The organism is Microcystis sp. LE19-131.1A, assembly GCF_027532015.1.
Taxonomy (GTDB): Bacteria; Cyanobacteriota; Cyanobacteriia; order Cyanobacteriales; family Microcystaceae; genus Microcystis; species Microcystis ichthyoblabe_A.
In genome coordinates this window covers 18,180-42,877 of record NZ_JAPZSS010000105.1, presented here as the reverse complement: position 1 = coordinate 42,877, position 24,698 = coordinate 18,180, and the positions used below count along the sequence as shown (strand labels likewise).

The window sequence follows — 24,698 nt, the reverse complement described above, 5'->3', positions numbered from 1 at the left end:
ATAGGTTATCGCTCGAATGCTTCGCCCCTACGGGACCCTTGACTTGTGGGGAAAAGTCGAAATTAATAGGCAAATAATCCCGATATTAATAAAGACATCAGCCAGATTAAAAACAGGAAAATTAATCAATCTAAAATCGAGAAAATCCACCACATAACCAAACAAAAAGCGATCGATACCATTGCCGAAAGCCCCCGCTAAAATAAAACCGTAGGCTAATTGTTCCCAACGGCTTAAATGCGGTCCAAAGTAAGCAAAAGCCATTAATCCCAAACTAACTAATAAGGATAGCCATTTGAGCCAACCAACACCGCCCCGAAAAGCACTAAAAGCCGCCCCGGTATTAATCACATAGGTTAAATGAAAAACCCCCGGAATAACCAGAAAAGTATCACCGATTTGCTCAAAACTCTGCACGGTTATATACTTAGTTACTTGGTCTAAACTTAGACCAAGCACCGCCACTATCCAAAACCAGCGATTTTTTTTTAACATTGGCTCTGGCATCAATAAAATAATAATTTACGGAAGAAAAAGGCAATAATTACCACCACACAAATTACTACTAATTGCCCTAAAAATGGCCAGACTGAATAATTCATAAATAGGGTGGGCAAACTATCGGGAAAGGTGATTTGACTGGCTTGGGGCTGAAAAATCGACAATCCCAGCATATATAATAAACCGCACAGATGAATCACTAACAAACCGGCAAAGGCACTTAAAGCCAGAGTTTCTATCTTAGCCCGCCAGCGAAAAGCCAACCAACCACACAGCCATGCCCCCGGCATAAAGCCTAAAATATAGCCAAAACTGGCTTCTTTCAGATAACCCATTCCCCCACCCTGGGCAAACACTGGCAACCAAGTTAAACCGAGAAAAATATAGGCCACCTGGGCAAGAAGCCCGGCATTTTTGCCCCCCAGACAGCCCGTTAATAATACTGCCCCAATTTGGTAAGTTATGCCTAGTTTTTGCGAAGATAGACCCGCAGCTGACCAACTAGCTAGGCTTACTGGAACAAATGTACTAAAAATTGTCAGCAACAAACCAATCAAAGCCCAGATTAACTCATTGGGAACCGACGCGGAAGTGCGCCGCGGTGGAGATTCTTGTCCTCGACGTGATTTAGGTTGCCTGTTAGGGTTGGTATTCACCGGGGATGGGGGCTTCTCCTCCTATTAAACTAAGATCAGCCAACATCGCCTGATCCTGTTGGGGCGGTTGTCCTAGGGTGGTCAAATAATGCCCAATCAGCATAGCATTAATTCCCGATTTTAGCCCCAGATTTTGCAATTCTCCCATCACTGCCTCTCGTCCCCCGGCATAACGGAGAATTTGTTGAGGTAAGATAAACCGGAAAATGGCGATCGCTTTTAGGGCAGTAAAAGGGTCCAGTTTGGGTAAATGACCTAAAGGGGTGCCACTTCTGGGGTTTAATAGGTTAATCGGCACTGATTCCACTTCTAATTCCGCCAGAGAAAAAGCTAAATCAATGCGATCGGTCCAACTTTCCCCCATACCGATAATTCCGCCCGTACAAGCCTGAATTCCCGCCGCTTTCAGGTTTTTTACCGTTTCTACCCGATCCTGCCAACTGTGGGTGGAGACCACGTTAGGATAAAAATTCTCGGAAGCTTCCAGATTGTGATTATAACGGGTAACTCCAGCTTCTTTTAAGGCCTGGGCTTGGGGGAGGGTTAACTCTCCTAGGGCGCAACAGGGTTTAATCTTGGCTGTTTCGATGATTTCTTGAACTGTGGCCAGTATTTCCTCGAATTCCTTGGATTTGGGGCTATTATACTTTAATCCCCGACCTTGACTAACTAAACAGAAGCGTTTGGCCCCCGCGTCGGCTGCCGCTTTCGCATGGCTGACGATTTCCTCGCGACTTTTTAAACCGTAGATAGGCGAATCTTGACCGGGATGGTGGACGGATTGGGAACAAAAACTGCAATTTTCCGAACAACTTCCCGATTTTATGTTGATAATGCTACATAAATCTACCGTATTACCACAACAGGCCTGACGAATGCGATCGGCAGCCTCACATAAGCTGAAAATATTTTCCTGACCTTCGATCGCAGTTAAAGCTAGGGCCTCTTGCTTACTGAGTCGATCGCCGGCGATAATCTGATTAGCCCTAGTCTGTAACCAGTTTTTTAAGGCTTCTCCCTCCATGGGGATAGATTGAGTAGCGGTGTGTGTAGAGACTTGTACCACGTCGTTTATGCTCTGACTAAGTTAGGCTCATCTTATCATTATTCAGTTACCGGGGAAAGATTAATAAAAAACTTTAGAAAAAAATGCCCTTTTGTGCTAGACTACCCGCAAAAGTTATCTTGTCTCCGATTTTATGAAAGTTATTCCGACGGAAATCCCTGATGTTTTAATCATTGAACCGCAAGTTTACGGAGACGATCGAGGTTTTTTCTTGGAGAGTTTTAATCAGAAAGATTTTCGAGAAAAAACTGGGATTAATACCACTTTTGTCCAGGATAATCACTCTATGTCCCTAAAAAATGTCCTGCGAGGATTGCACTATCAAATCCCCAATCCCCAGGGTAAACTGGTGCGAGTGGTGAATGGTAGTGTTTTTGATGTGGCAGTGGATGCGCGTCAAAGTTCCCCCACTTTTGGGCAATGGGTAGGCTGTGTTTTAAGTGCGGAAAATAAACGTATTTTCTGGGTTCCCGAAGGTTTTGCCCATGGCTTTCTAGTCCTCTCCGATCGAGCAGAATTTCTCTACAAAACCACTAATTATTATTATCCAAAGTACGAAAAAACTATTTCATGGAATGATGCCGATTTAGGGATTGATTGGCCCCTAGAGACCCCCCCGATTCTCTCCCCTAAAGACCAAGCTGGACAACCCTTTAAATCCGTGGAAGTTTTCCCCTAAAGACGATGAAAAAAGTTTTACTAATTGGTGCTAAAGGTCAGGTAGGACAAGAGTTACAGGTAACTTTGCCATACTTGGGCGAAGTTATTAGTATCGGTCGAGAAGAACTAGATTTAACTAACTCGGAAAAAATCAGCCAGTTAATTAGGGAAATTCACCCCGATTATCTGGTTAATGCCGCCGCTTATACGGCAGTGGATAAAGCCGAAACCGAACCAGATTTAGCCTATTCTATCAATGCTATAGCTCCAAAAATCATGGCGGAATCTGCCGAGAAAATTAAAGCTAAATTTCTCCATATTTCTACCGATTATGTCTTTGATGGTCGGAAAAATACCCCCTATCTAGAAACCGATCTCACTAATCCTTTAGGGGTTTATGGACAATCAAAGTTAAGGGGAGAAGAGGAAATTAAAACTGTTAATTCTCAGGCAATTATCCTCCGGACTGCTTGGGTTTACGGCAGTTATGGCAAAAGTAATTTTGTCAAAACTATGCTGAGATTAGGCAAGGAAAGAGAGGAGTTAAAAGTAGTTGTTGATCAGGTGGGAAGTCCCACTTGGGCAAAAGATATCGCCACGGCCATTACTCACCTTCTAATTAATGTCGATAATCCCCCAGGAATCTATAATTTTACTAATAGCGGTGTCGCTAGTTGGTTTGATTTAACTAAAGCGATTTTTGAGGAGGCAAAAATAAGCGGTATTCCCCTAAAAATTCAGAGAGTAATTCCCATTACTACTGCTGAATATCCTACCCCAGCAGTGCGTCCGGCCTATTCGGTTCTTTCTGGTCAAAAAATCTCGCAACAATTGGATTATATTCCTCCCTATTGGCGAGATTCCCTCAAAGCTATGCTCAACCAACTATTTAATCTTTAAAACTATGAAAGCACTAATTTTATCCGGTGGTAAAGGTACGAGGTTACGTCCCCTAACTTATACTGGGGCAAAACAGTTAGTTCCCGTGGCCAATAAACCGATTTTATGGTATGGAATCGAATCAATTGTGGCTGCAGGAATTACCGATATTGGCATTATTATCAGTCCCGAAACTGGGGAAGAAATTCGTCAGACCACGGGCAATGGTGAACAGTTTGGGGCTAAGATAACTTATATTCGCCAAGATCAACCAGCTGGATTAGCTCACGCGGTTAAAACTGCCCAATCTTTCCTAGGAGATTCCCCCTTTATTATGTACTTGGGTGATAACCTAATCGAGGATGATTTATCGCCCTTTTTAGACTCTTTTCACCAACAGTCTCTTGACGCTTTAATTCTCCTGCGAAAAGTGTCTAATCCTAGTGCTTTTGGGGTGGCAAAAGTAGATGAAACTGGCAAAGTTTTATACTTAGTCGAAAAACCCAAAGAACCCCCCTCAAATTTAGCTTTGGTGGGGATTTATTTTTTTGCTCCCACCATTCATCAAGCGATCGCATCTATTCAACCTTCGGGCCGGGGTGAGTTAGAAATTACCGACGCTATCCAAGAATTAATCAATCAAAATAAAGCAGTAGAAGCCAATAAACTACTGGGTTGGTGGTTAGATACCGGTAAAAAAGATGATTTATTAGAGGCCAATCGGATTATCCTCGATACCTGTCTAGAAATCGCTTTACAGGGAGAAATTGATGCTAATAGTCAGGTGATCGGACGGGTACAAATTGGTCAGGGTAGTAAAATTATTAATAGTACCATTCGCGGTCCTGTCATTATTGGAGAAAATTGTCACATTGAGAATTGTTTTATCGGTCCCTACAGCAGTATAGCTAATGGAGTAAAATTAATTGATGCCGACATAGAACACAGTGTTATTCTCAAAGATGCCACGATTATTGGCATTCATCAGCGCATAGTTGATAGTGTTATCGGACGACGGGCAAAATTAGAAATCGCTCCCCAACGTCCAAAAGCTTTACGCTTTATGATTGGGGATGATTCCCATGTGGAATTAGTGTAGTTATCGGGGATTAACTGCCCCTTTAATTAATACCGGAAGATTGAGAATTTCCCTAGCTAATTCGCTGGCGGTTCCCCAGTTTTTCTGAGAAAGATTGACATTTTTAGGAGAAAAAAGCCCACCTAACTATGTTATAATCAAGAGTCTGACCTATTTTACCGTTCTAGAACTATGACGCAACAGTATCGCATTACCCTACTACCCGGCGATGGCATCGGGCCGGAAATCCTCGCTGTCACCGTAGAGATACTGAAAGTCATCGGTAAAAAATTTGACCTCCAGTTTGACTTCCAAACCGCTTTAATTGGAGGGGCAGCCATTGATGAAACCGGCAGTCCCCTCCCCGAAGCAACCCTGAGCGCCTGTAAAAATAGTGATGCTGTTCTCCTGGCCGCTATTGGGGGTTATAAATGGGATAATTTGCCCCGGCAGCAAAGGCCAGAAACGGGATTATTAGGCTTAAGATCTGGTTTAGGTCTTTTTGCTAATTTACGTCCTGCCACCATTTTTCCGCAATTAATCGACGCTTCTAGTCTCAAACGGGAGATTATCGAGGGAGTGGATATCATGGTCGTCCGGGAATTGACCGGGGGGGTCTATTTCGGTCAACCGAAGGGGATTTTTGAGACAGAAACGGGAGAAAAATGCGGTGTAAATACCATGGTTTACTTGGAATCGGAGGTGGACCGCATCGCTAAGGTAGCCTTTGAAATTGCCCAAAAACGCGGCAAGAAACTCTGTTCCGTCGATAAAGCTAATGTTCTTGATGTTTCCCAACTTTGGCGCGACCGGATGACGAAAATCGCCGCTAATTACCCCGATGTGGAACTTTCCCATCTCTACGTCGATAACGCAGCCATGCAGTTAGTCCGGGCCCCCAAACAATTTGATACTATCGTCACGGGCAATTTATTCGGTGATATTCTCTCCGATGAAGCGGCCATGTTAACTGGTAGTATCGGAATGTTACCCTCCGCTAGTTTAGGGACTGCTGGAGTGGGAGTTTTTGAACCTGTCCACGGTTCGGCCCCGGATATCGCCGGCCAAGATAAAGCCAATCCGATCGCCCAGATTCTCAGTGCTGCTATGATGTTAAGATATGGGCTAAATCAGCCTTTAGCGGCAGCAGCACTGGAAAAAGCCGTGGAAAAAGTCTTAGAGTTCGGTTATCGTACCGGAGATATTTTCTCAGAAGGTATGACCTTGGTGGGATGCCAAGCTATGGGCCAGGCCATCCTGAAAGTTTTAGAATCATAACAAAAGTGCCAAATTCGGAAATCGTCATATACCATTGATTTAATAAATACGTCAATTTAATCGTGGGGAGACGAGTGAGATGGTGGCCCTATCCGAGAAAACAGAACAACAGCGTGTCGATATGGAAATCCCAATTTTGTTAGATCCTACTGTCTTACGGGCAGCCAGACGCATTTATCGCATCTACTGTACCCTCAACAGCCGAGTTAGTAAACGTCCTTTCGGTGTCGCTATTAACCGCGACAATCATCGCGGCCAATTGATTTTTAACAATAAACCGATTCTTCTCCCCGGAGAGTGTTTCGTCCCGATTAAGCAAATCGAATCGGAAGCTTATTAATTTTTGTGAAGATTTGCCTCGAATATCTTGCCAAACGTCAGCTAATACCCACTGGCGTAATTTTTTTGTCTAATATAAAAGGATGTTCGGGAATAATCTTAACTCTATCCTAATCCAAGACCTCGATCGCCTAGAAAATCGTCTTCGGGAAATTCCCCTCGAACCGGGGGTGTACTTCCTGCGCGACCAAAATGGCGAAATTCTCTACATCGGTAAATCCAAAAAACTCCGGTCTAGAGTCCGTTCCTATTTTCGTCCCAGTCAACCCCTCAGTCCCCGCATTGCTTTGATGGTGCGACAGGTGACAGAAATTGAATTTATCGTCACCGACACGGAAGCAGAATCTTTGGCCCTGGAAGCTAATCTAATTAAACAACATCAGCCCCATTTTAATACTCTCCTCAAGGACGATAAAAAATATCCATACATTTGTATTACTTGGTCGGAAACCTACCCGCGCATTTTTATCACCCGCAAACGTAGCATAAATAACCAAAAAGACCGTTATTATGGTCCCTACGTCGATACTAGGCTGCTGCGCTACACTTTACACCTAATTAAACGCACTTTTCCCCTGCGTCAACGTCCCCAACCTCTGTTTAAAGACCGTCCCTGTTTAAATTATGATATCGGTCGTTGTCCGGGGGTTTGTCAAAAATTAATTAGTCCCCAAGATTATCGGGAAACCTTGCAGAAAGTGGCGATGATTTTTCAGGGAAGGACGGGGGAATTATTAGAGAAATTAGCGACAAAGATGCTCGCAGCGTCGGAAAACCTAGATTTTGAAAAAGCGGCCACGATTAGGGATCAAATTCGCGGATTACAGGCTCTTAATACCGATCAAAAAGTCTCTTTACCTGATGATACCGTATCCCGGGACGCGATCGCTTTAGCTAAGGACGAGCAGCATTGTTGCATACAATTATTCCAAGTGCGTTCTGGTCGTTTGGTGGGACGTTTGGGATTTTTTGCCGATAGTCAGTCAGCAAACGAGGGAGAAATCCTGCAAAAAGTCCTGGAAGAACATTATTTATCGGTGGAAGGGGTGGAAATTCCCAGCGAAATCCTGTTACCCTGCGAATTACCGGAAGGTGAGGTGTTAGCGGGGTGGTTAAGGGAAAAAAAAGGTCGCAAAGTCGAGTTAACTGTTCCCCAACGGCAAAGTAAAGCGGATTTATTAGCTATGGTCGAGAAAAACGCTCTTTATGAGTTAGAAAAGACGAAAAGAAGCGCCGACCGAGATTTACAGTCTTTGCAGGATTTAGCGGTAATTCTCGATTTACCAGCACTACCCCACCGCATCGAGGGTTATGATATTTCTCATATTCAGGGTTCTAATGCAGTCGCGTCGGGAGTGGTGTTTATCGATGGGGTGGCCGCTAATCAACATTATCGTCACTATAAAATCAAAAATCCCGAGGTTAAAATCGGCCATTCCGATGATTTTGCCAGTTTAGCAGAGGTAATTCGGCGGCGTTTTCGTCGTTATGCCGAAAATACCGATAATATTGCCGAAAGTGATGATTTTCCCGATTTGGTTATGATTGATGGGGGAAAAGGACAATTATCGGCAGTGGTGACAGTTTTAGGGGAGATGAATTTATTAGAACAGGTAAAAGTTGTTAGTTTAGCTAAACAGAGAGAGGAGATTTTTTTACCAGGAGAATCCTCTCCTTTAGAGACGGATAAGGAACAACCCGGAGTGCAATTATTGCGTCGAGTCAGGGATGAAGCGCACCGCTTTGCTGTTAGCTTTCACCGACAACAAAGGATGCAAAAAAGTCGCCGTTCCCGTTTGGATGAGATACCGGGTTTAGGTTTTAAGCGACAAAAAGAGTTATTAGCTCATTTTCATTCTCTGGATTATATTCGCGAAGCTTCCCTAGAACAATTGCAACAGGTGACAGGAATTGGGGAACAATTAGCTAAGGAAATTTATAATTATTTTCATCCTAGGTAGGGATAAGCTGTATAAAGAAGATAAGGCGGTGTGTTTTTGCGTAACAGTGCAGAAATTAGAATATTGGTATCAAGAACGAGACGCAGCACGAGTTTCTCGGATAGCCTCATTGATAGATTCTTCGATTTCTTCCTCGGAATAACGCAAGTTACGTTCTTGGACAGAATCCACGGTTTCTTCAAAGCTCAGTCTTTGTGCCGCTTCTTCAACGTATTGGGATAAGATTCCCTTTTTTGCGCCTTTTTGTCCTAAAGCTGATCCAGTTAGTGACCAACGTACCATGATTTTTCTCCTTTAGCCCCTAAACGCATAAACATCATAACCCATTTCTAGCAACAATTAGAAAGAATAAATCTTAACCTCAGATAAGGTGCTTTACACCCAACTAAGAATAACCGTTGGGGTGGTTGGGTTTCGCTTTTTCAATCGAATTGAGCCATTTTCGACCCCGTATTGTTTCGCTTAACTCAACCTAGGAGGCCGAAAACCTAGACTAACGCGGAGTAATTTCACTCAACGCTTCTTGCAGCACTTCATCACTCACACCATGACGCTTCAAACTAGCAACGAGAGCAGAAATTGTATCTCCCTCTAGACGCTCCAAATCCGCACGCAGCCCTTGTCCAATGTAAGCACGCATCAAAGGTTGATAACCTGAGAAACCAAGTAACGGTGCAACCCGCTTTAAATCTTCAATCACATCTTCGGGAATACGAATCGTGATTGTAGTCATAGGGCGATTTTTCTCCAGTCGTTTTTTTAATGCCTCAACTTTCATAATACCGTCATGGTTGATCGGGTTAATCCTAGATTTCTCGTCATTCCAAACAAAAGTAATGCCACTGAGGACAAAATAGACATCCATACTTGTAGTGTAGGCAGGATGTATTTACATTGTCAATACTTTATTAACACACCCTACGAGGCTAGTTTTAGCAAATCCGATTTATCCCCACTCACCAGATAATCGGCTCTCTTGGGTTTGGTGGGTAAAATGTATTCTAAGATACATTCTTCCTAGCGAGGGGGTGGAACGAACCACAAAGACACAAAGGACACAAAGACTGATCGATCATATTGTAAGTTAAACTTATCACACAGAACTTAGAAGAGTCACTCGGTTTTAACTTCCGTATCGAGAATCGTCCCTTTGACGTTAGCATCTTTAAAATTAGCCACTACAAGATTTGCCCCTCTAAGATTTGCCCATTCAAGATTTGCCCCTTCAAGATTTGCCCTGTAAAGATTTGCCCTTTCAAGATTTGCCATGTAAAGATTTGCCATGTAAAGATTTGCCCCTTTAAGATTTGCCCCTTCAAGATTTGCTCCTTCAAGATTTGCCCCTACAAGATATGCCCCATAAAGATTAGCCCTTTCAAGATTAGCCCTTTCAAGATTAGCCCTGCAAAGATCTCGATGTATCAACAGACAGTTTTGTAAATCAAGAAAACTGAGACAATTTAACACAAACATAGGCTCAAAATCTATTCTTTGTCCCTGAAGACGGGCCAACCAATTGCCGAAAGCTTCAGGAGAAGGCCATTGAATGGGAAAAATTTCTTCGGTGACTCGCCCACAGGCATTAAATAGCGCTAATAAAGCTTCCTCGGCATTGCGTGCCTGTCGCATTTCCTCCTGAAAATTGCGGCAGTTTGTTTTCTCCATCGGCATTCCTTTGACCAAAAGATATTCAATTAAATGACCCAGAGTTTTCTGCCACTGTTTCACTTCATCAGGGGACTGTAATTGCATTTGATTGACAACAAAACTAAAAAGATATTCATCTATTGCCGTCGGTCCGCATAAAGTCGCCCAGGCGATTAAAGCTTGTCTGGAATCGTAGTCATTGTCATAATCATCTTCACTGTCTTGTAATTTCTTATGAATTTGCTTAACTCGGTCAACAATTCTGCGGGCAGTTAAATATTCACCAAAACTTTTATGGGTAAATTCAAAGGTTTTTTCGCTGCCTCGTAAATCGCCACTTTCTCGAAAATAAAAGGCTGTTAAAAGACGGGTAATACTCCCTTGGGAATCGCTTTTAAAACTATCTTGGAAATTTTTTAGGAGATTTTTTAAGCCATTATTTTCACAATGTTCTTCAATCTCTCTCACGGTGGTGGTTCTACCGTTACCATGCCAACAGGAAAGGGCAATTTCCATTAAAATTAGCACAAAATCTTTTTCTGTAATCCCTTCTATAGCCCGGTGGCCTGGACTATTTTTTTCATAACCTCGCTCATAGACTGCCTTGAGCAAATTTTCATAAATATTATTGAGGTTAGTTTCTTGGGAAAATTGAACCTCGCCTCGTTCAAAAGTGAGAGCAATAAGATAATTTAATAGCGGTTGAGCGGTAATTTCTTGTAAATTTTCCCCCGATAATTCCGGCGGTAATTGTGCATAGTTTTTCCCTTTAGCTTGCCCATACTGTTGCCACCATTGATGACGTTGATCGACTTTTAATAAGTTATCGACATCGCTAAAATTATCGCTGTTACCAACCCAATAGGGTAAAATAGTGATAATTTGCTGAGGTTTTTTAAAATTATTTTTATTGGATTGTACCACCACATCACGCCCGCTAATCAACACTTGTAAACGGGTTTTATTTTGATTAAAACTTTTGACCTGTTCTCGTACTTCATTAATAAAATTGTGGGCGACTTCTTGGGCGATTTTTCCCTGCATAGATAGCTCATCTAAGCCATCAAAGATAATTAGTAATTGTAAATCTTGATCGCTAGGTTCTAGGGGATTTTCTGGTAAAAAACCGTCATGTTGAACAAAAGTTTTAACTGCTGTTACTAAATCTGTGGAGAAACTCAAGCGATGCAAGGGAATATATAAAACTTGTTTTTCTAAGCGAGCTTGTTGGGCAGCAAATACTTTACAAAAAGACGATTTTCCACTACCCGGCCCACCGGTCAATAAACGTATAGCATCATCGGATTTTGCCGCTTCTAACCATGTTTCTAACTGCTCTTGGAGTTTGATAACAATGCGTTTACATGATGGCTCTCGATGGTAATCTGTGTCTGTGGTGGCTTTTATTTCTTCTTCTTCATAAAATCCCCGTAGAGGTACATAAATTTGCTTTAAACTAAAGGTTTCCCAAAAAATAGGTTCATCGATCTGTTTTTGCAACCAAGCTCGATAATGTAACCAGCCGCTTTCTCGTTTCCAAGCATTGTTAAAAGGAGTGTAGATTTCATCTAAAAGCAGACTGTATTCATCTCGTTTATCTTTCCATTGTTCCTGCAACGCTAAGACAAAATAAGCTGGTAAACGGTTACTTAGGCTCTGTGCTTCCTGGTAATTACTGATTAAATTATTTGTTGTTAACCACCGTAAAAAAGCTGCTTGGATTGGTGCGACTATAGGTAATCTTTCGGGATGCTCAAAAAAATCTTGATCGAGAATTAATTCCGGCTCTTCTAAAAAGTCGGTAATCTGACGGTAAAGTTCTTTTAAAGGCAGCTTTTCAACTTCTTGGGGCAGTAAATCAGCATTACTTTTAAGTAATCCTTTCATCGCTTTCATTAGCGATTGACTTATTAATAAACCCGCTAATTCCCCCGGAGTCCGACTTAAACCAAGATCATCTAAAACTTCTACTCCATTTTCGGCCAGATCATCCCACTGCAAAAATGCCCCGTTAAGAGCGGCTTTTCCCAGGGTACTAAAGAGACTTCTCAGATTGACTTTAACTTGTCGTTTCCAGATATTTTGGGGTTTGGAAACAGGAATTCCAGCAGCTGATTCGGACATAGGACAAAGCGATCAATAAAGCTTATGTAGTCTATTATATAAGTAATAACAACCGTTGAGGTGGTTGGGTTGCGCTTTTTCAATCGAATTGAGCCATTTTCGACCCCGTATTGTTTCGCTCAACTCAACCTAGGAGGCAAGGTGATCACCTTTAAGCGATCTCAATTTGAGTTAAGATGATGGCAAGTTAGGCAATTCAGCGTATTTGAGAGTAAACCCGTAGGATTCCGCAGCCTTTTTCGCGGCAATGTGAGACTTCAGTAAATAGTCATGGATGGACGTGCATTCCTCCGACAATCTTGTTTGAGTTTTATCTTTTTCTTGCAAAATCTCTGAGCGGATCATAAGTTGTTCTCCTCTTTGAATAGTTCAAGTGGTGTGACAATTTCAGGTGTTGACAAGCCAAGACGGGCATTGATAACGCGAATATGCTTCCGTTTGTTAGCATTCGCTAGATGGTTGCAATTCCAAGTAAGGAGATATTGAATGTCAAAATAGCTGGCATAGGCAAGATGTAGAGCGTCGCCCACAAGAGACCTTGGCATGACATAGTTGGCAAGATAAAACTCGACAACTTGTTCAAGAGCAGAAGTCGGCGGTAGCAAAGGAATCGTCGAAACCAAATGGATAATTTCAGCTTTACGCGGATAGTTTCCGTCGGTTAGTTCTTGAAGCACGGCATCCGAAATATATAAATCATAATAACTGGACATTTCCGACCACCACTTCCTTGTGACTTCGGTAAAAGCTTTTAGAGTTTCACGCTCATCAAAGTAATAACTCGGAACCGTGGAATCCAAGTATACTTTTTCTTTCATGGTAATAACTGATCTACAAGACTAAATTAGAGCCTGAAGAAGCGATATGGTAGCCTCCTCCATTCTACTATCCTATCTCTGTAAGGAGGTTGTCGCACTATCAGGCTTGACCTCTTTGACTTCGATCGCACTTGGGATTGATAGAGTTCATCGCCACGTCGGGCAAATTCCTCTTTGCTGTGGCGAGGTTGCCGTGCTGTCATTGACTAGACTCTGTTTCAACGTTTGTCTCTCTATTTTAACCTAGGCTTGTTGACAGATAAAAATCAATTCAGGGCAATCGCTTTCAGGTAAAAAAATTAGGCGTTTTCGGTTTACCATAGTCAAAGTGTGCTTTCTAGGCTAATGACTTTGACTAAAAACCCCGTGATCAGAAACCGTCGTTTTTCCCTACGCAATCTCTTTGAGACTTGCATGGCCCTATTGGTGTTATGCAATTATATTCTGGTTATTTTCGATTTAACCTATATTCCCCTGCGAGATTTTTGGTTACAGGGACGCTTGCAAATAACTTTATTAAGATTTAATGAACCAATACAACTCGGGCCGATTGCCTTTCAAGAATTACAAATACCTCCCGACAAACCCCTAAAAATTCCCTTTGTTAAAGGAATCGCTAATTATGATGTGGTGAAAGGAATTAAACCCTATCGCAGTACCAGCGAATATTTAGCTACGGTTGATAAACTTAATGAAATAATTAATCAAAAACTCTTTAACCCAGAGTTTAATCTGCAAGAATATCGCCAAGAGATTGAGAAAATTTTAGCAAATTTACGCCAAAAAAGTGTCGATATGATCGATAATAATCCCTTTGCCTCGGCCGAGAAAACTGGGACTTTAGAAAAGATTAAAAATAAAATGCGCTTGCGGGTTTTTAAAACAGAAAATGTTTCCGCAAAAGCAGCCTTTCAGAAGTTTTGGACTTGGGATTATCTCAGTCAAAATGGCTGGGAAAAAGAGTTGAAATTTTTCAATCAAGAAATTCAACCTTTAATAGAAACTAATTATTTTCGTCCCCTGGGAGAAGATGGGAGACCGATAGATAACTTTGAGGCGATCGATTTTTTCTTTGGCACCATCTTTTTCTGGGAATTTATGCTAAGAACTTGGTGGATTGCTCGCACTCATAAAGGTCTGCGTTGGCGCGAGGCTATGTTATGGCGTTGGTATGATATTTTTCTGTTTATTCCTATCTGGAGATGGTTGCGATTTATTCCTACCGTTATTCGCCTAGATCAAGTTAAAATTATTAACTTAAGGTTGATTAAAGAACAGGCAGTTAAAGGCTTAGTTGCGCTAATTTCTAAAGATATTACTGAGATAATATTCCTGAGAATTATTAATCAAATACAGGAATATATCCGACGGGGACAAGTGGAGAAATTTCTCGATCAATCCCTTAGTGGTGGATATAATAATCTCAATGATACTAATGAAGTTATCGAAATTTTTCGGTTAGTAGTTAATAGCACTGTTGATAAGGTTTTACCGCAAGTTAAACCGGAAGCAGAAGCTTTAATTAAATACAATATCGAGAAAATTCTCAGTCAAACTCCTGCGTATCAGAGCTTATTGCGATTACCCGGCATGAAAGGGTTAAAAACTGACTTGAGTAATCGTCTATCTAGTCAATTGTATCAATCCTTTGTTAATATAGCTGACAAGATTACCCAGGAAGACGAAGTTTTTGAGCGTTTATTACAGCAATTAGTCCAACGTTTCGGGCAATCTCTCGCCGGGGAATTACAATCCCGTCACAGTCTAGAAAGAATCGAGATGTTATTAATTATCTTCCTAGAAGAAGTCAAATTAAACTATGTACAAGAATTCTCGGATGAAGACTTAGAAACTATCCTCGAACAAACTCGCTTACTCCACTCCAAAAGTGCAGAAATTACCCCAGGAGAAACCATGAATCCTCGTCGTCTTCCCTAAAAATTAAGTAGCTGGTTATAATTAAATTAAAAATGGATTTTAGGTTCGATCCCCCCTGCCCCCCTTGATAAGGGGGGTGCCGATAGGCGGGGGGATCTCCCCTTGATAAGGGGGGTGCCTATAGGCGGGGGGATCTCCCCTTGATAAGGGGGGTGCCGATAGGCGGGGGAATCTCCCCTTAATAAGGGGGGCATCTGATAATTTTTAACGCCTACCTACTTAGCGATCATTGATTAGCTAATATTGCTTGATTTTTTGATCACTTTTGTACTAGAATTTCTGCTGAAACACCCATGACTCAATTAATCTAATTATCTACTCTCATGTTAACAAAAATTATTCTCGGTTTACTTTGGTTAGGCTTCGGATTATACGCTTTTTTACTAGCACCCCCCGACCAACCAGATACAATGAATTTAATTATCGATCTTTCCACTGGCAAATGGCAAAATATTAACCCGTTAATTATCGCTCTTTTTAACCTGATGGGAGTTTGGCCACTTATCTACACTAGCCTTTTAATTATCGATGGTCGTGACCAAAAAATCATCGCTTGGCCCTTTACTTTTGCCTCCTTTGCCGTGGGTGCTTTCGCTATTTTACCCTATCTAACTCTCCGTCAACCCAACAGCAATTTTACCGGTAAAAAAAATCTGGTCATTAAACTTTTAGACTCACCTTGGTTGGGAGTAATTGCCCTAATTACTGCGGCAATTTTAATCGCTTACGGATTAATTAACGGCAATTGGTCTGATTTTTGGCATCAGTGGCAAACTAGCCTTTTTATTCATGTTATGAGTTTAGATTTCTGTCTTTTAACCCTATTATGTCCAATTTTGCTGCAAGATGATCTAACCCGACGGGGATTAAAAAATCCTTTCCTGTTGCTGGTAATTTCCCTTTTGCCTCTAATCGGTCCGGCAATTTATTTAATTATTCGTCCTCGCTTAGGGGAGAATTAAGGGTAAATTGTCTTGAGCAAACTTAACTATTTCTTGACAAGAGAAGTTCATATTTAACAAAAATTATGCTGAGGTTCCCCTAAAATATGGGGAAAGAGATTAATGTCCAGATTAGAAGGAGTGTTTAACCTTGTTAGAGAGTCAAAAACCACCTCGGATTTACTGCTTTCAAGCTGATTATCTTGCCTCCCAACAATTTAACCCCCAAGAGATTCCCGCTTGGTTATCCTTAGAGGTAAACTGGCAGGGTTATAGAATTCATACCCTACCCTGGGTAGCAGACGTAGCTAGGATATTAGGATTATTAGCGATCGAAGATACTCCCCAAGGGTGGCAAGATTATTTAGAAAGCTTGGGATTAGCCAAAATTAGGTTAATGGACAGCGAGGAGTTTTTTGAGGATAAATCTTTATCGGGATGTTAGAAATGCCCTATAATTGGCAATTTAGTGATGATTCTACCAGTCAATTTATGCCCTATAAACTACTCTTTGTCTGTTTAGGAAATATCTGTCGTTCTCCCGCTGCCGAGAATATCATGACTTATCTGATTGAACAAGAAGGATTAGGCAATAAAATCCTCTGTGATTCTGCGGGGACTGCCGGTTATCATATCGGTTCTCCTCCTGATTCTCGCATGAATACGGCCGCCAAAAAACGCGGTATTCTTCTGCAAGGGACAGCTAGACAATTTACCCGCGAGGATTTCGAGAATTTTGATCTAATCCTAGCCATGGATAAAGCCAATTATCAAGATATTTTATCCCTAGATCGGACAGGAAAATATCAAGAAAAGATCAAGTTAATGTGTGACTATGCTCGTTATCACCCAGAAAAAGAAGTTCCCGATCCCTACTACGGTGGTCGGGAAGGTTTTGACCGCGTAATCGAGCTACTTTTAGACTCCTGTGGCAGTCTTTTGGAGGAAGTAAAAAACAAAATTTAAGTTTTTTATTTCAGCTAATCGATTAGTCTATGTTCGAGGGAAAAACGAACCAATTCGGCGCGATTATTAGTAGTTGTTTTTCTGAGTAAACTACTAACATATTTCTCGATCGTGCGAGAACTAAGATGCAGTTTTTGCCCAATTTCACTGTTAGAAAGTCCCCGGGCTAAATGTTCTAACACTTCCCGCTCGCGATTAGTTAACTTAAAATCGTCCTGTAAAGAAGAAGTTAAAACATCCCTAGTTTTGGGACTTTCTTCTGGTTTTAATTTCTGATATTGACGTTCACTTTGCACCATTTGCGATCGCTCTAAAAGATTGCGAATAACTGCTTTTAATTCCTCCATCTCAAAAGGTTTAGGAAGATAGATATCACAACCCACTTGATAACCGCGAATTCTTTCCTCTGTTGACCCTCTTTCAGTTAAAAAAATTACTGGTAATAACCTAAATTCTGGCTGTTGCCGCACCTTAGTCACCAAAGAATAACCGTCCAAACGCGGCATTTTGATATCCGATACCAAAAGATGGGGATGATAGGTATCCAATAAAGTCAAAGCTTCCAAACCATTACTCGCCGCTACCACACTATAACCTGCTAATTCTAAATAGTCTTTGACCGCTAGGCGGATACCGGGATCATCATCGGCAATTAGAATCAAAAGAGGCATAGAAATCAACAGGACAAGGTTTTTTCGTTATTAATAGCCTAGCACCCTCCGCTCGTCACAATTGTCCATCAAGCTACAGAGGCTGTTGTAACTGATATTATACTAGCAGTTAGCAATCAGCCTTTTCAGTAATCAGATGTGAGTTTTCAGCTTTTTTCTCCCCAACTCCGGCACTCCCCCACTTCCCCACTCCCCCAACCCCTTTTTTACTTTGAAGATCATTTTTGAGTTATACCGTTTCTCATAAGTATGAAGTATAACTGGATTGGTCATCGCCTCCTGACGACCGACTCCTGACGACCGACTCCTGACTCCCGAAACCGACAACTTTGTACCTCACTATTAAGATAATTGCCATAACATGACAGATTATTTAGTTTCCCTGACAATTTGGGCGGGTATTTACGCGATTTTTGCCCTCGGTTTAAATCTACAATGGGGATTTACTGGCTTAATTAACTTTGGTCACGTTGCTTTTGCCACTTTAGGGGCTTATACAACGGTTTTATTGACTTTACAGGGTGTACCGATGATTTTTGCCGCCATTGTCGGGGCGCTCCTAGGGGCATTGTTGGGATTAGCCATCGGTTTTTCCACCCTGAGATTAAGAGCCGATTATCTAGCGATTGTCACCATCGGGGTGTCTGAGTTAATTCGTTTGCTGGTGCTTAACGAGGATTGGTTGACGAAGGGCAGTTTCGGACTACAACGTTATCCCCTACCTTTGGATATAAATCCCAGTTTTCCCGTCAAATTATTAATTATTGCCCTGTTTACCCTGCTTGCTATCTTTGCTCTCTGGCAATTGGGGCGCAATCTGCAACGACAATGGCGCGAAGCGGGGCAAATTAGCGGTAAAAGCTATCAACCGACGCAAAAGAGAGCTTTAATCTTTTGGGGGTTGTTAGGGGCGATAATCCTGCTTTTTCTGTATATAAACGGTGTAATTGCCTTGAATGATTATAATTACAAAGCCGGGCTGATGGTGGTAGTTTTAGTCCTCCTCGCTCTCGTTTATACTGGCTTAGAATTACTTTTGCGATCGCCTTGGGGACGCATCCTCAAAGCTATCCGGGAAGATGAAGAAATTCCCCGGGCCTTGGGAAAAAATGTCTTTTGGTATAAGTTACAATCTTTGATGTTAGGCGGTGCGATCGCTGGTTTAGCTGGGGCTTTTTTAGCATGGCAATTAACCACTATTTACCCGACTAATTTTGAGCCGTTATTGACTTTTAACGCTTGGATTATTATCATTCTCGGTGGCTCTGGTAGCAATGCCGGCACCTTACTAGGAGCAGTAATTTTCTGGGCTTACGATTCCCTGACTCGCTTTATTCTGCCCCAATTAGATATTTTTAATGATAGCCAATTAGGGGCTTTACGGATTATGATTATCGGTCTGCTGCTCATGGTTTTAATGATCTGGCGACCCCAGGGTATCCTCGGCAAAAAAGAGGAGTTAACTTTGGGAAAATAATTTCAGTTATCAGTTATCAGTTATCAGTTATCAGTTATTAGATTTGAATATTAAGTGAGCAGTATTAAATAGCAGTTTTCTAAGGACTTAAGCAAAATTAATTACACATTTAAATAATCCTATTGCCTATTGCCTGTCTCAACTAAGAAATTTATTTCCCACGACTACTTACTGTCTTTTCACTGATTACTGTTTAATGTTTACTGATAACTGATGTTTATCTGATCAATTATGTTACTTTCTGCCAAAGGATTATCGAAAAGTTTTGGAGGCATTCGTGCCGTCAATAATGCTTATTTGGACGTGCCGCAGGGCAGCATCACCGGGTTAATCGGTCCCAATGGAGCCGGCAAAACCACACTTTTTAACCTTTTATCTAATTTTATTCGCCCGGATAAAGGAGAAGTTTTTCTTGATGGTCAGCCGATTCATCAGCTGCCTCCCTATCAAATTGCCCTGAAAGGATGTGTGAGAACTTTTCAAGTCGCCAGGGTATTATCCCGATTAACGGTGTTAGAAAATATGCTCTTAGCTAGTCCGGGACAAACGGGAGAAAATTTTCTCAAAGTCTGGTTTCAGGGGGCAAAAATTCGCCAACAGGAACAGGAAAATCGTGCCAAAGCTTTGGACATATTAGATTCGATCGGTCTAGGGGAAAAAGCGCACGATTATGCGGGGGCTTTATCGGGAGGACAGCGTAAATTATTAGAGATTGGCCGAGCGCTAATGACCGAGCCAAAATTAATTTTATTAGATGAACCGGCCGCTGGAGTTAATCCCACTTTAATCGGTCAAATCAGCGACCATATTATCGAATGGAATCGTCAGGGAATTACCTTTTTAATTATCGAGCATAATATGGATGTGATTATGTCCCTTTGTCACCACGTTTGGGTATTAGCAGAAGGGACAAATTTAGCCGATGGCATTCCCAGCGAAATCCAAAAAAACGAGCGGGTTTTAAAGGCTTATTTAGGAGACTAAAGCTAATTTTTGCACCTGTTCAACAAAGTTAGCCAGAATTTTTAAGCCATTAGTGGAGGATTTTTCCGGGTGAAACTGCACCGCCACCAAACGCTCACGAGCGATCGCTGCCGTCACCGTTTGACTGCCGTGGGTGACGGTGGCGGCAGTTAGATGACTATCAAGGGGATCGACATAATAGGAATGGACAAAATAGACGTGAGGGTGCGGGGGTAATCCCTGCCAAAGAGCATGATCCGGCTGGGTGAAGTCTAATTGATTCCAACCCATGTGGGGAATGGTAATGCCCGGTTCCGAGCGAAAACGGCGCACTGTCCCCGGAATAACCCCTAAACCCGCCTCTTGTCCTTCCTCTGATGAGTCAAAGAGAATTTGTAAACCGAGACAGATACCGAGAAAGGGTTTACCGTTAGCGATCGCTGCTTTGATCGGTTTTTCGAGATGACGGCTGCGAATTTGCCGGACAGCAGGATCAAAAGAACCGACTCCGGGTAAGACAATAGCGTCAGCTTTTTCGAGATCGAGGGGAGAATCGGTAATTTTCGGCACTGCACCCACGGTTTCCAGTCCTTTACAGGCAGAGTGCAGATTTCCCATGTCATAATCGATGACAGCTATTAAGGTCATTGCTATATACTGATCAGGCGATGACCTTATTTTAGAGCAATCACACTACTAATACTAAATCCGTTGAGTATAGGCTACTTATAAGGACAGGCAAAAGGCAACAGGGGCAATAGATAATCAGTTTTTAATAACCAGATGCAGAGAGAAAAAATCCCTAACCGAGCAGTGTTGACGGACCCGCCATCACCCCGGCAATTTGTCGGTCTAACTGTTCTAAATTTTCCGCCGGTTCAAGGCAGCATAACCCTTGACAAATTAACCCAAATGTGCTAGGGGGCAAACTGTCATCGACTCGATACACCGCCGTGGGCAAATAGCGACCTAACAGAGGCTCGATCGAGCTTTCCGGGGCACGCAGACAGAAACCGTGACGATAGTGATCGAGGGCAACAAATAAACTGGGGCAAGCGGTGGGGGACTGTTCTAGGATGGTACTAAAAGATTGCAAGGCCTTTTCGGCCCGATCGAGATATTCTAGATTTTCCGTCAATCGCGACAGACGAACTAAATTAGCGATCGCAATTCCGTTGGCTGAAGGGGTGGCATTATCCGTATAACCTCGTTCCCGCACGATCAGATCGAGACTATGATCGGAAGCAGTATTAAAATATCCCCCCTCATCCCCGGCCCAAAACCAGCGGTCGAATTCCCCCTGTAGATCGATAGCCGCCTCTAACCAGCCAGTTTCTTGGGGATTAGCCGTTTGCAAGTCCAGCAAAGCCTTAATAAAATAGGCAAAATCCTCCGATTGGGCTAAAACCGAGGCCTGACCCTGATAATTCAAGCGCTGAAAACGTCCATCTAACCATTGATGCTTGAGAATAAACTCGGCCGCGACCGTAGCCATTTGCCAGTACAAAGGTTCACCAAAAACGGCAAAGGCCCGGGCTAAACCGGAAATCATCAAACTATTCCAAGCGACGATCATTTTCGTATCCGTTACCGCCGGAATTCGTCCCGGCCAAGAGACGGTTTTCGCCTCTTGATTGTCTCTGGCCGGGGGAAAAAGAGCTAATTGAGCCTGAGAACTGCCATAACGCCGAATAAATAACTTATCGAGGATATTTTCTATCTCCTTCCCTAATTCTCCCCCTTGCCGACGTTGCAGCACATTACGACCCTCAAAATTCCCCTCGGCAGTAACGGTAAAATTAGCCTGCAGCAGCCCCAGTTCCTCAGTCGAGAGATAATCCCTTAACGACCGATCCGACCAGACATAAAAGGCCCCTTCCTCCGGCTCCCCATCCGTGGCCTTCTCAAAACTATCGGCATCTTGGGCCGCATAAAAATAACCTTCTGGGGCGGTCATTTCCCGTTTTAGCCAGTTAACCGTGCCTTTAATCCCTCTCTCAAAGGCCGCCTCTCGATCACCCGCACTCCACAAATTGGCTAAATATTCGACAATTTGCCCGTTATCGTAGAGCATTTTTTCAAAATGGGGAACTGTCCACGTCGAATCCACCGTATAACGATGGAATCCTCCCCCCACATGGTCAGAGATTCCCCCCAGGGCCAGATCTTCCCCCCGTTGATAGGCAGCTTGCTGGAGGGAGTCCTCAAAATCGTCCCCAAAGCGACTGCCCTGCAAAGCCAGATGAGAATATGGAATCATCGGAAAGCTGGGCCGACCGTAGTTATTGGGATTAACCTGAATCACTGCCGTATTTCTCTCGATTCCTGTGGCTAAAAGGGAAGGAGCGGCTAAATTGGTCTCTGCTCGGGGTAAAATAGCCGATTGACGCAGTGCGCCCAGCATTTCGGCCGTAAATTTGCTTAATTTCTCCTTTTCTTCGTCATAATAGCGACGTACCGATTGCAACACTTGCAGAAAACCGGGCCGGTTAAAGCGCGGTTGCACGGGAAAATAGGTGCCACCATAGAAGGGAATTAAACTATCCGGTGTTAGGAAGACATTCAAAGGCCAACCCCCTTGACCGACCATCATCTGCAATGCTTGCATATAGATACTATCGATGTCCGGTCTTTCCTCGCGATCAACTTTGATCGGTAAAAAATACTGATTGAGATAATCGGCAATGGCCCGATCGGAAAACGCTTCTCCTTCCATAACCGTACACCAATGACAGCTAGAATAACCGATCGAGAGAAAGATCGGTTTATCTTCTCTCCTGGCAATTTCTAGGGCGCTGTCACACCAATACCACCAATCGATCGGGTTTTCGGCGTGTTTTCGCAGGTAAAGACTTTCGGATGCAGCCAGATGATTAGCCATGGGAAAAGGGGAATTTTTGCTCTTGCTGCTTATTAGTTTAAGCTAATTAGAGACTAACCGGAATCAAGCTGGCTCTCCCAGGTTTGGTGGGTAAAATGTATTCTAAGATACATTCCTCCTAGCGAGGGGGTGGAACGAACCACAAAGACACAAAGGACACAAAGATCGATCCTATGTGAGTTAAACTTATCACACAGAACCTAGAAGAGCCTCAAGCTTCCTCTCATGCTGAAAACTTCGATCGCCCTAGGATTTTTTCTCACTCAATCTTTGCCCCTTAATCCGCAAGTGCAGGGGGTGGCTAATCATTTAATTGGGGTTATGGATACCAGGGAACAAGCGCAGACTAACCCCAGCATTGCTAAGGTGCAAATGACCACCTGTGCCGTGGATTTTTCCCCCAAACAGGATAATATTTATCTTTATCAGGAACAGGCAATTATCGATCGCTTAAATCAACCCTATCGTCAAAGAATTTTAGTCATTCAACCTAGCGCTGATAATTCCACTGTGGAATCGAAAGCTTATAAGTTAAATAATGCCCCTAACTTTATTAATTTTTGTAACAAAGACTTGACAGAAAGAAAATTAAATGTATCAGATTTGGCTGAGTCGGTGTGTACTGTGTTTTTAAAACCGATAGCGGGGGGGTATCGGGGAGAAACTCCCCCCCAGGGTTGTCCCACTAATGCCAGAGGTGCGGTAAAAATAACTAATACAATTATTCTAAATTCCCAGGGCATGGATACCAGCGATCGAGGTTATGATAGCCTTGGGCAGCAGGTATGGGGAGCGCAGGATAATGTCTATCAATTTCGCTGGCAAAAACCCTAAAATCGGCTTTCCTGTTTCATTAATGCCACATCGAGAGCAAAATAGGTCAAAATCAAATCGGCCCCCGCTCGTTTCATACTGATTAAAGTTTCCAAAATCAGGCTTTTTTCGTCAATCCAGCCCTGTTTTGCCGCCGCTTTAATCATTGCGTATTCACCACTGACGTTGTAAGCGGCGACGGGAAGATGACTACTATCGCGCAGACGACGGATAATATCGAGGTAGGCCAGAGCGGGCTTAACCATAATAATATCTGCCCCTTCTGTTATGTCTAAACTGGCTTCCCGTAACGCTTCCCGACTATTAGCCCCATCCATTTGATAGGTTTTCTTATCACCAAATTTTGGGGCTGATTCTAAGGCATCTCGGAAGGGACCATAATAAGCAGAGGCATATTTAGCCGTATAAGCGAGAATTCCCACATCCAAATAGCCAGCCGCATCTAAAGCTCGACGGATCGCCCCAACCCTACCATCCATCATATCGGAAGGAGCGACGAAATTAGCCCCGGCTGCCGCTTGTGAGAGCGACATTTTCACTAAAACTTCTAGGGTTTCATCGTTGAGAATTTTACCGTCCTCCACAATACCATCATGACCATAAATCGAAAAAGGATCGAGGGCCACATCGGTGATAATAATTATTTCAGGGACTTCTTTTTTGATCGCTTTCACTGCCCTTGGCACTAAACCATCGGGATTATAACTTTCTCTACCGAAATTATCTTTTTTATCTTCGGCAATCAGAGGGAAAAGAGCGATGGCATTAATGCCTAAATTATAAGCATTAACCACTTCTTTGAGCAATAAATCGAGGGAATAACGATAACAATCGGGCATAGAAGGAATAGCCACCTTTTGATTTTCTCCCTCCATGATAAAGAGGGGATAAATCAAGTCATTAACGGTTAATTCAGTTTCACGAACAAGACTGCGAATCGCTGGATTATAACGAAGACGACGGGGACGAATCAGCATGATAACAGCAAGTCAAAAATAAAAAGTAAACAGTAAATAGCTG

At 42.7% G+C, this 24,698-nt stretch carries 24 protein-coding genes and 3 pseudogenes; 14 read left to right on the top strand and 13 right to left on the bottom strand.

Annotated features, from left to right (window positions below; genetic code table 11):
• Positions 1-27: 27 nt before the first annotated feature.
• Genes lspA through bioB form a run of 3 tightly spaced genes read right to left on the bottom strand, consistent with a single transcriptional unit; the run spans position 28 to position 2,223 of the window.
• Positions 28-495 (bottom strand): signal peptidase II, encoded by a 468-nt coding sequence (lspA, locus tag O9323_RS09195; RefSeq protein ID WP_149107798.1) that lies wholly within the window; start codon positions 493-495, stop codon positions 28-30.
• Positions 496-506: 11 nt separating this feature from the next.
• Positions 507-1,157 carry a biotin transporter BioY gene (locus O9323_RS09190; protein ID WP_002776229.1) on the bottom strand — a complete coding sequence of 217 codons (651 nt, stop codon included), beginning with the start codon at positions 1,155-1,157 and terminating at the stop codon, positions 507-509.
• Positions 1,141-2,223, bottom strand: coding sequence for a biotin synthase BioB (bioB, locus tag O9323_RS09185; RefSeq protein WP_004158664.1), 1,083 nt, complete (start codon positions 2,221-2,223; stop codon positions 1,141-1,143). The genes O9323_RS09190 and bioB overlap by 17 nt, the downstream gene beginning before the upstream one ends.
• Before the next feature lie 133 nt (positions 2,224-2,356).
• On the opposite strand from bioB, the gene rfbC reads away from it, so the two are divergent.
• From rfbC to uvrC, 6 genes are all read left to right on the top strand, one after another.
• Positions 2,357-2,902: a dTDP-4-dehydrorhamnose 3,5-epimerase gene (rfbC, locus tag O9323_RS09180; protein ID WP_288124997.1), complete on the top strand. Its 546-nt coding sequence runs from the start codon at positions 2,357-2,359 to the stop codon at positions 2,900-2,902.
• A gap of 5 nt (positions 2,903-2,907) precedes the next feature.
• Positions 2,908-3,783: a dTDP-4-dehydrorhamnose reductase gene (gene rfbD, locus O9323_RS09175; protein WP_002776233.1), complete on the top strand. Its 876-nt coding sequence runs from the start codon at positions 2,908-2,910 to the stop codon at positions 3,781-3,783.
• A 4-nt stretch (positions 3,784-3,787) separates the two neighbouring features.
• Positions 3,788-4,861: a glucose-1-phosphate thymidylyltransferase gene (locus tag O9323_RS09170; protein ID WP_002776234.1), complete on the top strand. Its 1,074-nt coding sequence runs from the start codon at positions 3,788-3,790 to the stop codon at positions 4,859-4,861.
• Positions 4,862-5,032: 171 nt separating this feature from the next.
• Positions 5,033-6,118 (top strand): 3-isopropylmalate dehydrogenase, encoded by a 1,086-nt coding sequence (leuB, locus tag O9323_RS09165; protein WP_004158660.1) that lies wholly within the window; start codon positions 5,033-5,035, stop codon positions 6,116-6,118.
• A 79-nt stretch (positions 6,119-6,197) separates the two neighbouring features.
• Positions 6,198-6,458 carry a hypothetical protein gene (locus O9323_RS09160; RefSeq protein WP_002734814.1) on the top strand — a complete coding sequence of 87 codons (261 nt, stop codon included), beginning with the start codon at positions 6,198-6,200 and terminating at the stop codon, positions 6,456-6,458.
• A gap of 82 nt (positions 6,459-6,540) precedes the next feature.
• Complete coding sequence (uvrC, locus tag O9323_RS09155; RefSeq protein ID WP_288124996.1) at positions 6,541-8,418, top strand: excinuclease ABC subunit UvrC; 1,878 nt, start codon at positions 6,541-6,543, stop codon at positions 8,416-8,418.
• Between the two features lie 69 nt (positions 8,419-8,487).
• On the opposite strand, the gene O9323_RS09150 is transcribed toward uvrC, so the two are convergent.
• The 3 genes and pseudogenes from O9323_RS09150 to O9323_RS22870 form a co-directional block, all read right to left on the bottom strand.
• Positions 8,488-8,700, bottom strand: a complete 213-nt coding sequence (locus tag O9323_RS09150) for a ribbon-helix-helix domain-containing protein (RefSeq protein ID WP_002776240.1) — start codon at positions 8,698-8,700, stop codon at positions 8,488-8,490.
• A gap of 211 nt (positions 8,701-8,911) precedes the next feature.
• On the bottom strand, positions 8,912-9,196 hold the full coding sequence (locus O9323_RS09145; protein ID WP_002734785.1) for a hypothetical protein: 285 nt from the start codon (positions 9,194-9,196) through the stop codon (positions 8,912-8,914).
• Between the two features lie 335 nt (positions 9,197-9,531).
• Positions 9,532-9,642 (bottom strand): annotated as a pseudogene (locus O9323_RS22870) (pentapeptide repeat-containing protein); the annotation flags it as partial.
• Here O9323_RS22870 and O9323_RS22865 point away from each other — a divergent pair.
• A pseudogene (locus O9323_RS22865) lies at positions 9,604-9,714 on the top strand (hypothetical protein); the annotation flags it as partial. The pseudogenes O9323_RS22870 and O9323_RS22865 overlap by 39 nt on opposite strands.
• Here O9323_RS22865 and O9323_RS09140 read toward each other — a convergent pair.
• The 3 genes and pseudogenes from O9323_RS09140 to O9323_RS09130 all read right to left on the bottom strand — a co-directional run.
• Positions 9,673-12,189: pseudogene (locus tag O9323_RS09140) on the bottom strand (NACHT domain-containing protein); the annotation flags it as partial. The pseudogenes O9323_RS22865 and O9323_RS09140 overlap by 42 nt on opposite strands.
• A 171-nt stretch (positions 12,190-12,360) precedes the next feature.
• The gene (locus O9323_RS09135) at positions 12,361-12,534 is read right to left on the bottom strand and encodes a hypothetical protein (RefSeq protein ID WP_002742412.1); all 174 of its coding nucleotides are present in this window, start codon (positions 12,532-12,534) and stop codon (positions 12,361-12,363) included.
• Positions 12,531-13,007: a type II toxin-antitoxin system VapC family toxin gene (locus O9323_RS09130; protein ID WP_004158653.1), complete on the bottom strand. Its 477-nt coding sequence runs from the start codon at positions 13,005-13,007 to the stop codon at positions 12,531-12,533. Before O9323_RS09130 ends, O9323_RS09135 begins: the two co-directional genes overlap by 4 nt.
• Positions 13,008-13,352: 345 nt before the next feature.
• Here O9323_RS09130 and O9323_RS09125 point away from each other — a divergent pair, with 345 nt between their 5' ends.
• The 4 genes from O9323_RS09125 to O9323_RS09110 all read left to right on the top strand — a co-directional run bounded on the left by O9323_RS09125 (position 13,353) and on the right by O9323_RS09110 (position 16,852).
• Positions 13,353-14,945 (top strand): hypothetical protein, encoded by a 1,593-nt coding sequence (locus tag O9323_RS09125; protein ID WP_288124994.1) that lies wholly within the window; start codon positions 13,353-13,355, stop codon positions 14,943-14,945.
• 323 nt (positions 14,946-15,268) lie between these two features.
• Complete coding sequence (locus O9323_RS09120; protein WP_288124993.1) at positions 15,269-15,907, top strand: DUF2834 domain-containing protein; 639 nt, start codon at positions 15,269-15,271, stop codon at positions 15,905-15,907.
• Between the two features lie 130 nt (positions 15,908-16,037).
• Positions 16,038-16,331 carry a hypothetical protein gene (locus O9323_RS09115; protein ID WP_002752383.1) on the top strand — a complete coding sequence of 98 codons (294 nt, stop codon included), beginning with the start codon at positions 16,038-16,040 and terminating at the stop codon, positions 16,329-16,331.
• A 2-nt stretch (positions 16,332-16,333) separates the two neighbouring features.
• Positions 16,334-16,852 carry a low molecular weight protein-tyrosine-phosphatase gene (locus tag O9323_RS09110; protein WP_002752385.1) on the top strand — a complete coding sequence of 173 codons (519 nt, stop codon included), beginning with the start codon at positions 16,334-16,336 and terminating at the stop codon, positions 16,850-16,852.
• A 14-nt stretch (positions 16,853-16,866) separates the two neighbouring features.
• On the opposite strand, the gene O9323_RS09105 is transcribed toward O9323_RS09110, so the two are convergent.
• Positions 16,867-17,523 (bottom strand): response regulator transcription factor, encoded by a 657-nt coding sequence (locus tag O9323_RS09105; protein WP_288124992.1) that lies wholly within the window; start codon positions 17,521-17,523, stop codon positions 16,867-16,869.
• A 361-nt stretch (positions 17,524-17,884) separates the two neighbouring features.
• Between O9323_RS09105 and O9323_RS09100 the strand changes: the two genes are divergently transcribed.
• Positions 17,885-19,000, top strand: coding sequence for a branched-chain amino acid ABC transporter permease (locus O9323_RS09100; RefSeq protein ID WP_288124991.1), 1,116 nt, complete (start codon positions 17,885-17,887; stop codon positions 18,998-19,000).
• A 231-nt stretch (positions 19,001-19,231) separates the two neighbouring features.
• Entirely contained in the window at positions 19,232-19,984 is a 753-nt protein-coding gene (locus O9323_RS09095) for an ABC transporter ATP-binding protein (protein WP_002731723.1), read from the top strand.
• Here O9323_RS09095 and hisH read toward each other — a convergent pair.
• The gene (gene hisH / locus O9323_RS09090) at positions 19,973-20,611 is read right to left on the bottom strand and encodes an imidazole glycerol phosphate synthase subunit HisH (protein WP_002752387.1); all 639 of its coding nucleotides are present in this window, start codon (positions 20,609-20,611) and stop codon (positions 19,973-19,975) included. The two genes, O9323_RS09095 and hisH, sit on opposite strands and share 12 nt — an antisense overlap.
• A 154-nt stretch (positions 20,612-20,765) precedes the next feature.
• Positions 20,766-22,844 carry a thioredoxin domain-containing protein gene (locus O9323_RS09085; protein WP_288124990.1) on the bottom strand — a complete coding sequence of 693 codons (2,079 nt, stop codon included), beginning with the start codon at positions 22,842-22,844 and terminating at the stop codon, positions 20,766-20,768.
• Between the two features lie 225 nt (positions 22,845-23,069).
• Here O9323_RS09085 and O9323_RS09080 point away from each other — a divergent pair, with 225 nt between their 5' ends.
• Positions 23,070-23,678, top strand: a complete 609-nt coding sequence (locus O9323_RS09080) for a chromophore lyase CpcT/CpeT (protein ID WP_002752389.1) — start codon at positions 23,070-23,072, stop codon at positions 23,676-23,678.
• Here the strand turns inward: O9323_RS09080 and hemB are convergent.
• Positions 23,675-24,655, bottom strand: a complete 981-nt coding sequence (hemB, locus tag O9323_RS09075) for a porphobilinogen synthase (protein ID WP_002752391.1) — start codon at positions 24,653-24,655, stop codon at positions 23,675-23,677. The two genes, O9323_RS09080 and hemB, sit on opposite strands and share 4 nt — an antisense overlap.
• Between the last annotated feature and the right edge of the window lie 43 nt (positions 24,656-24,698).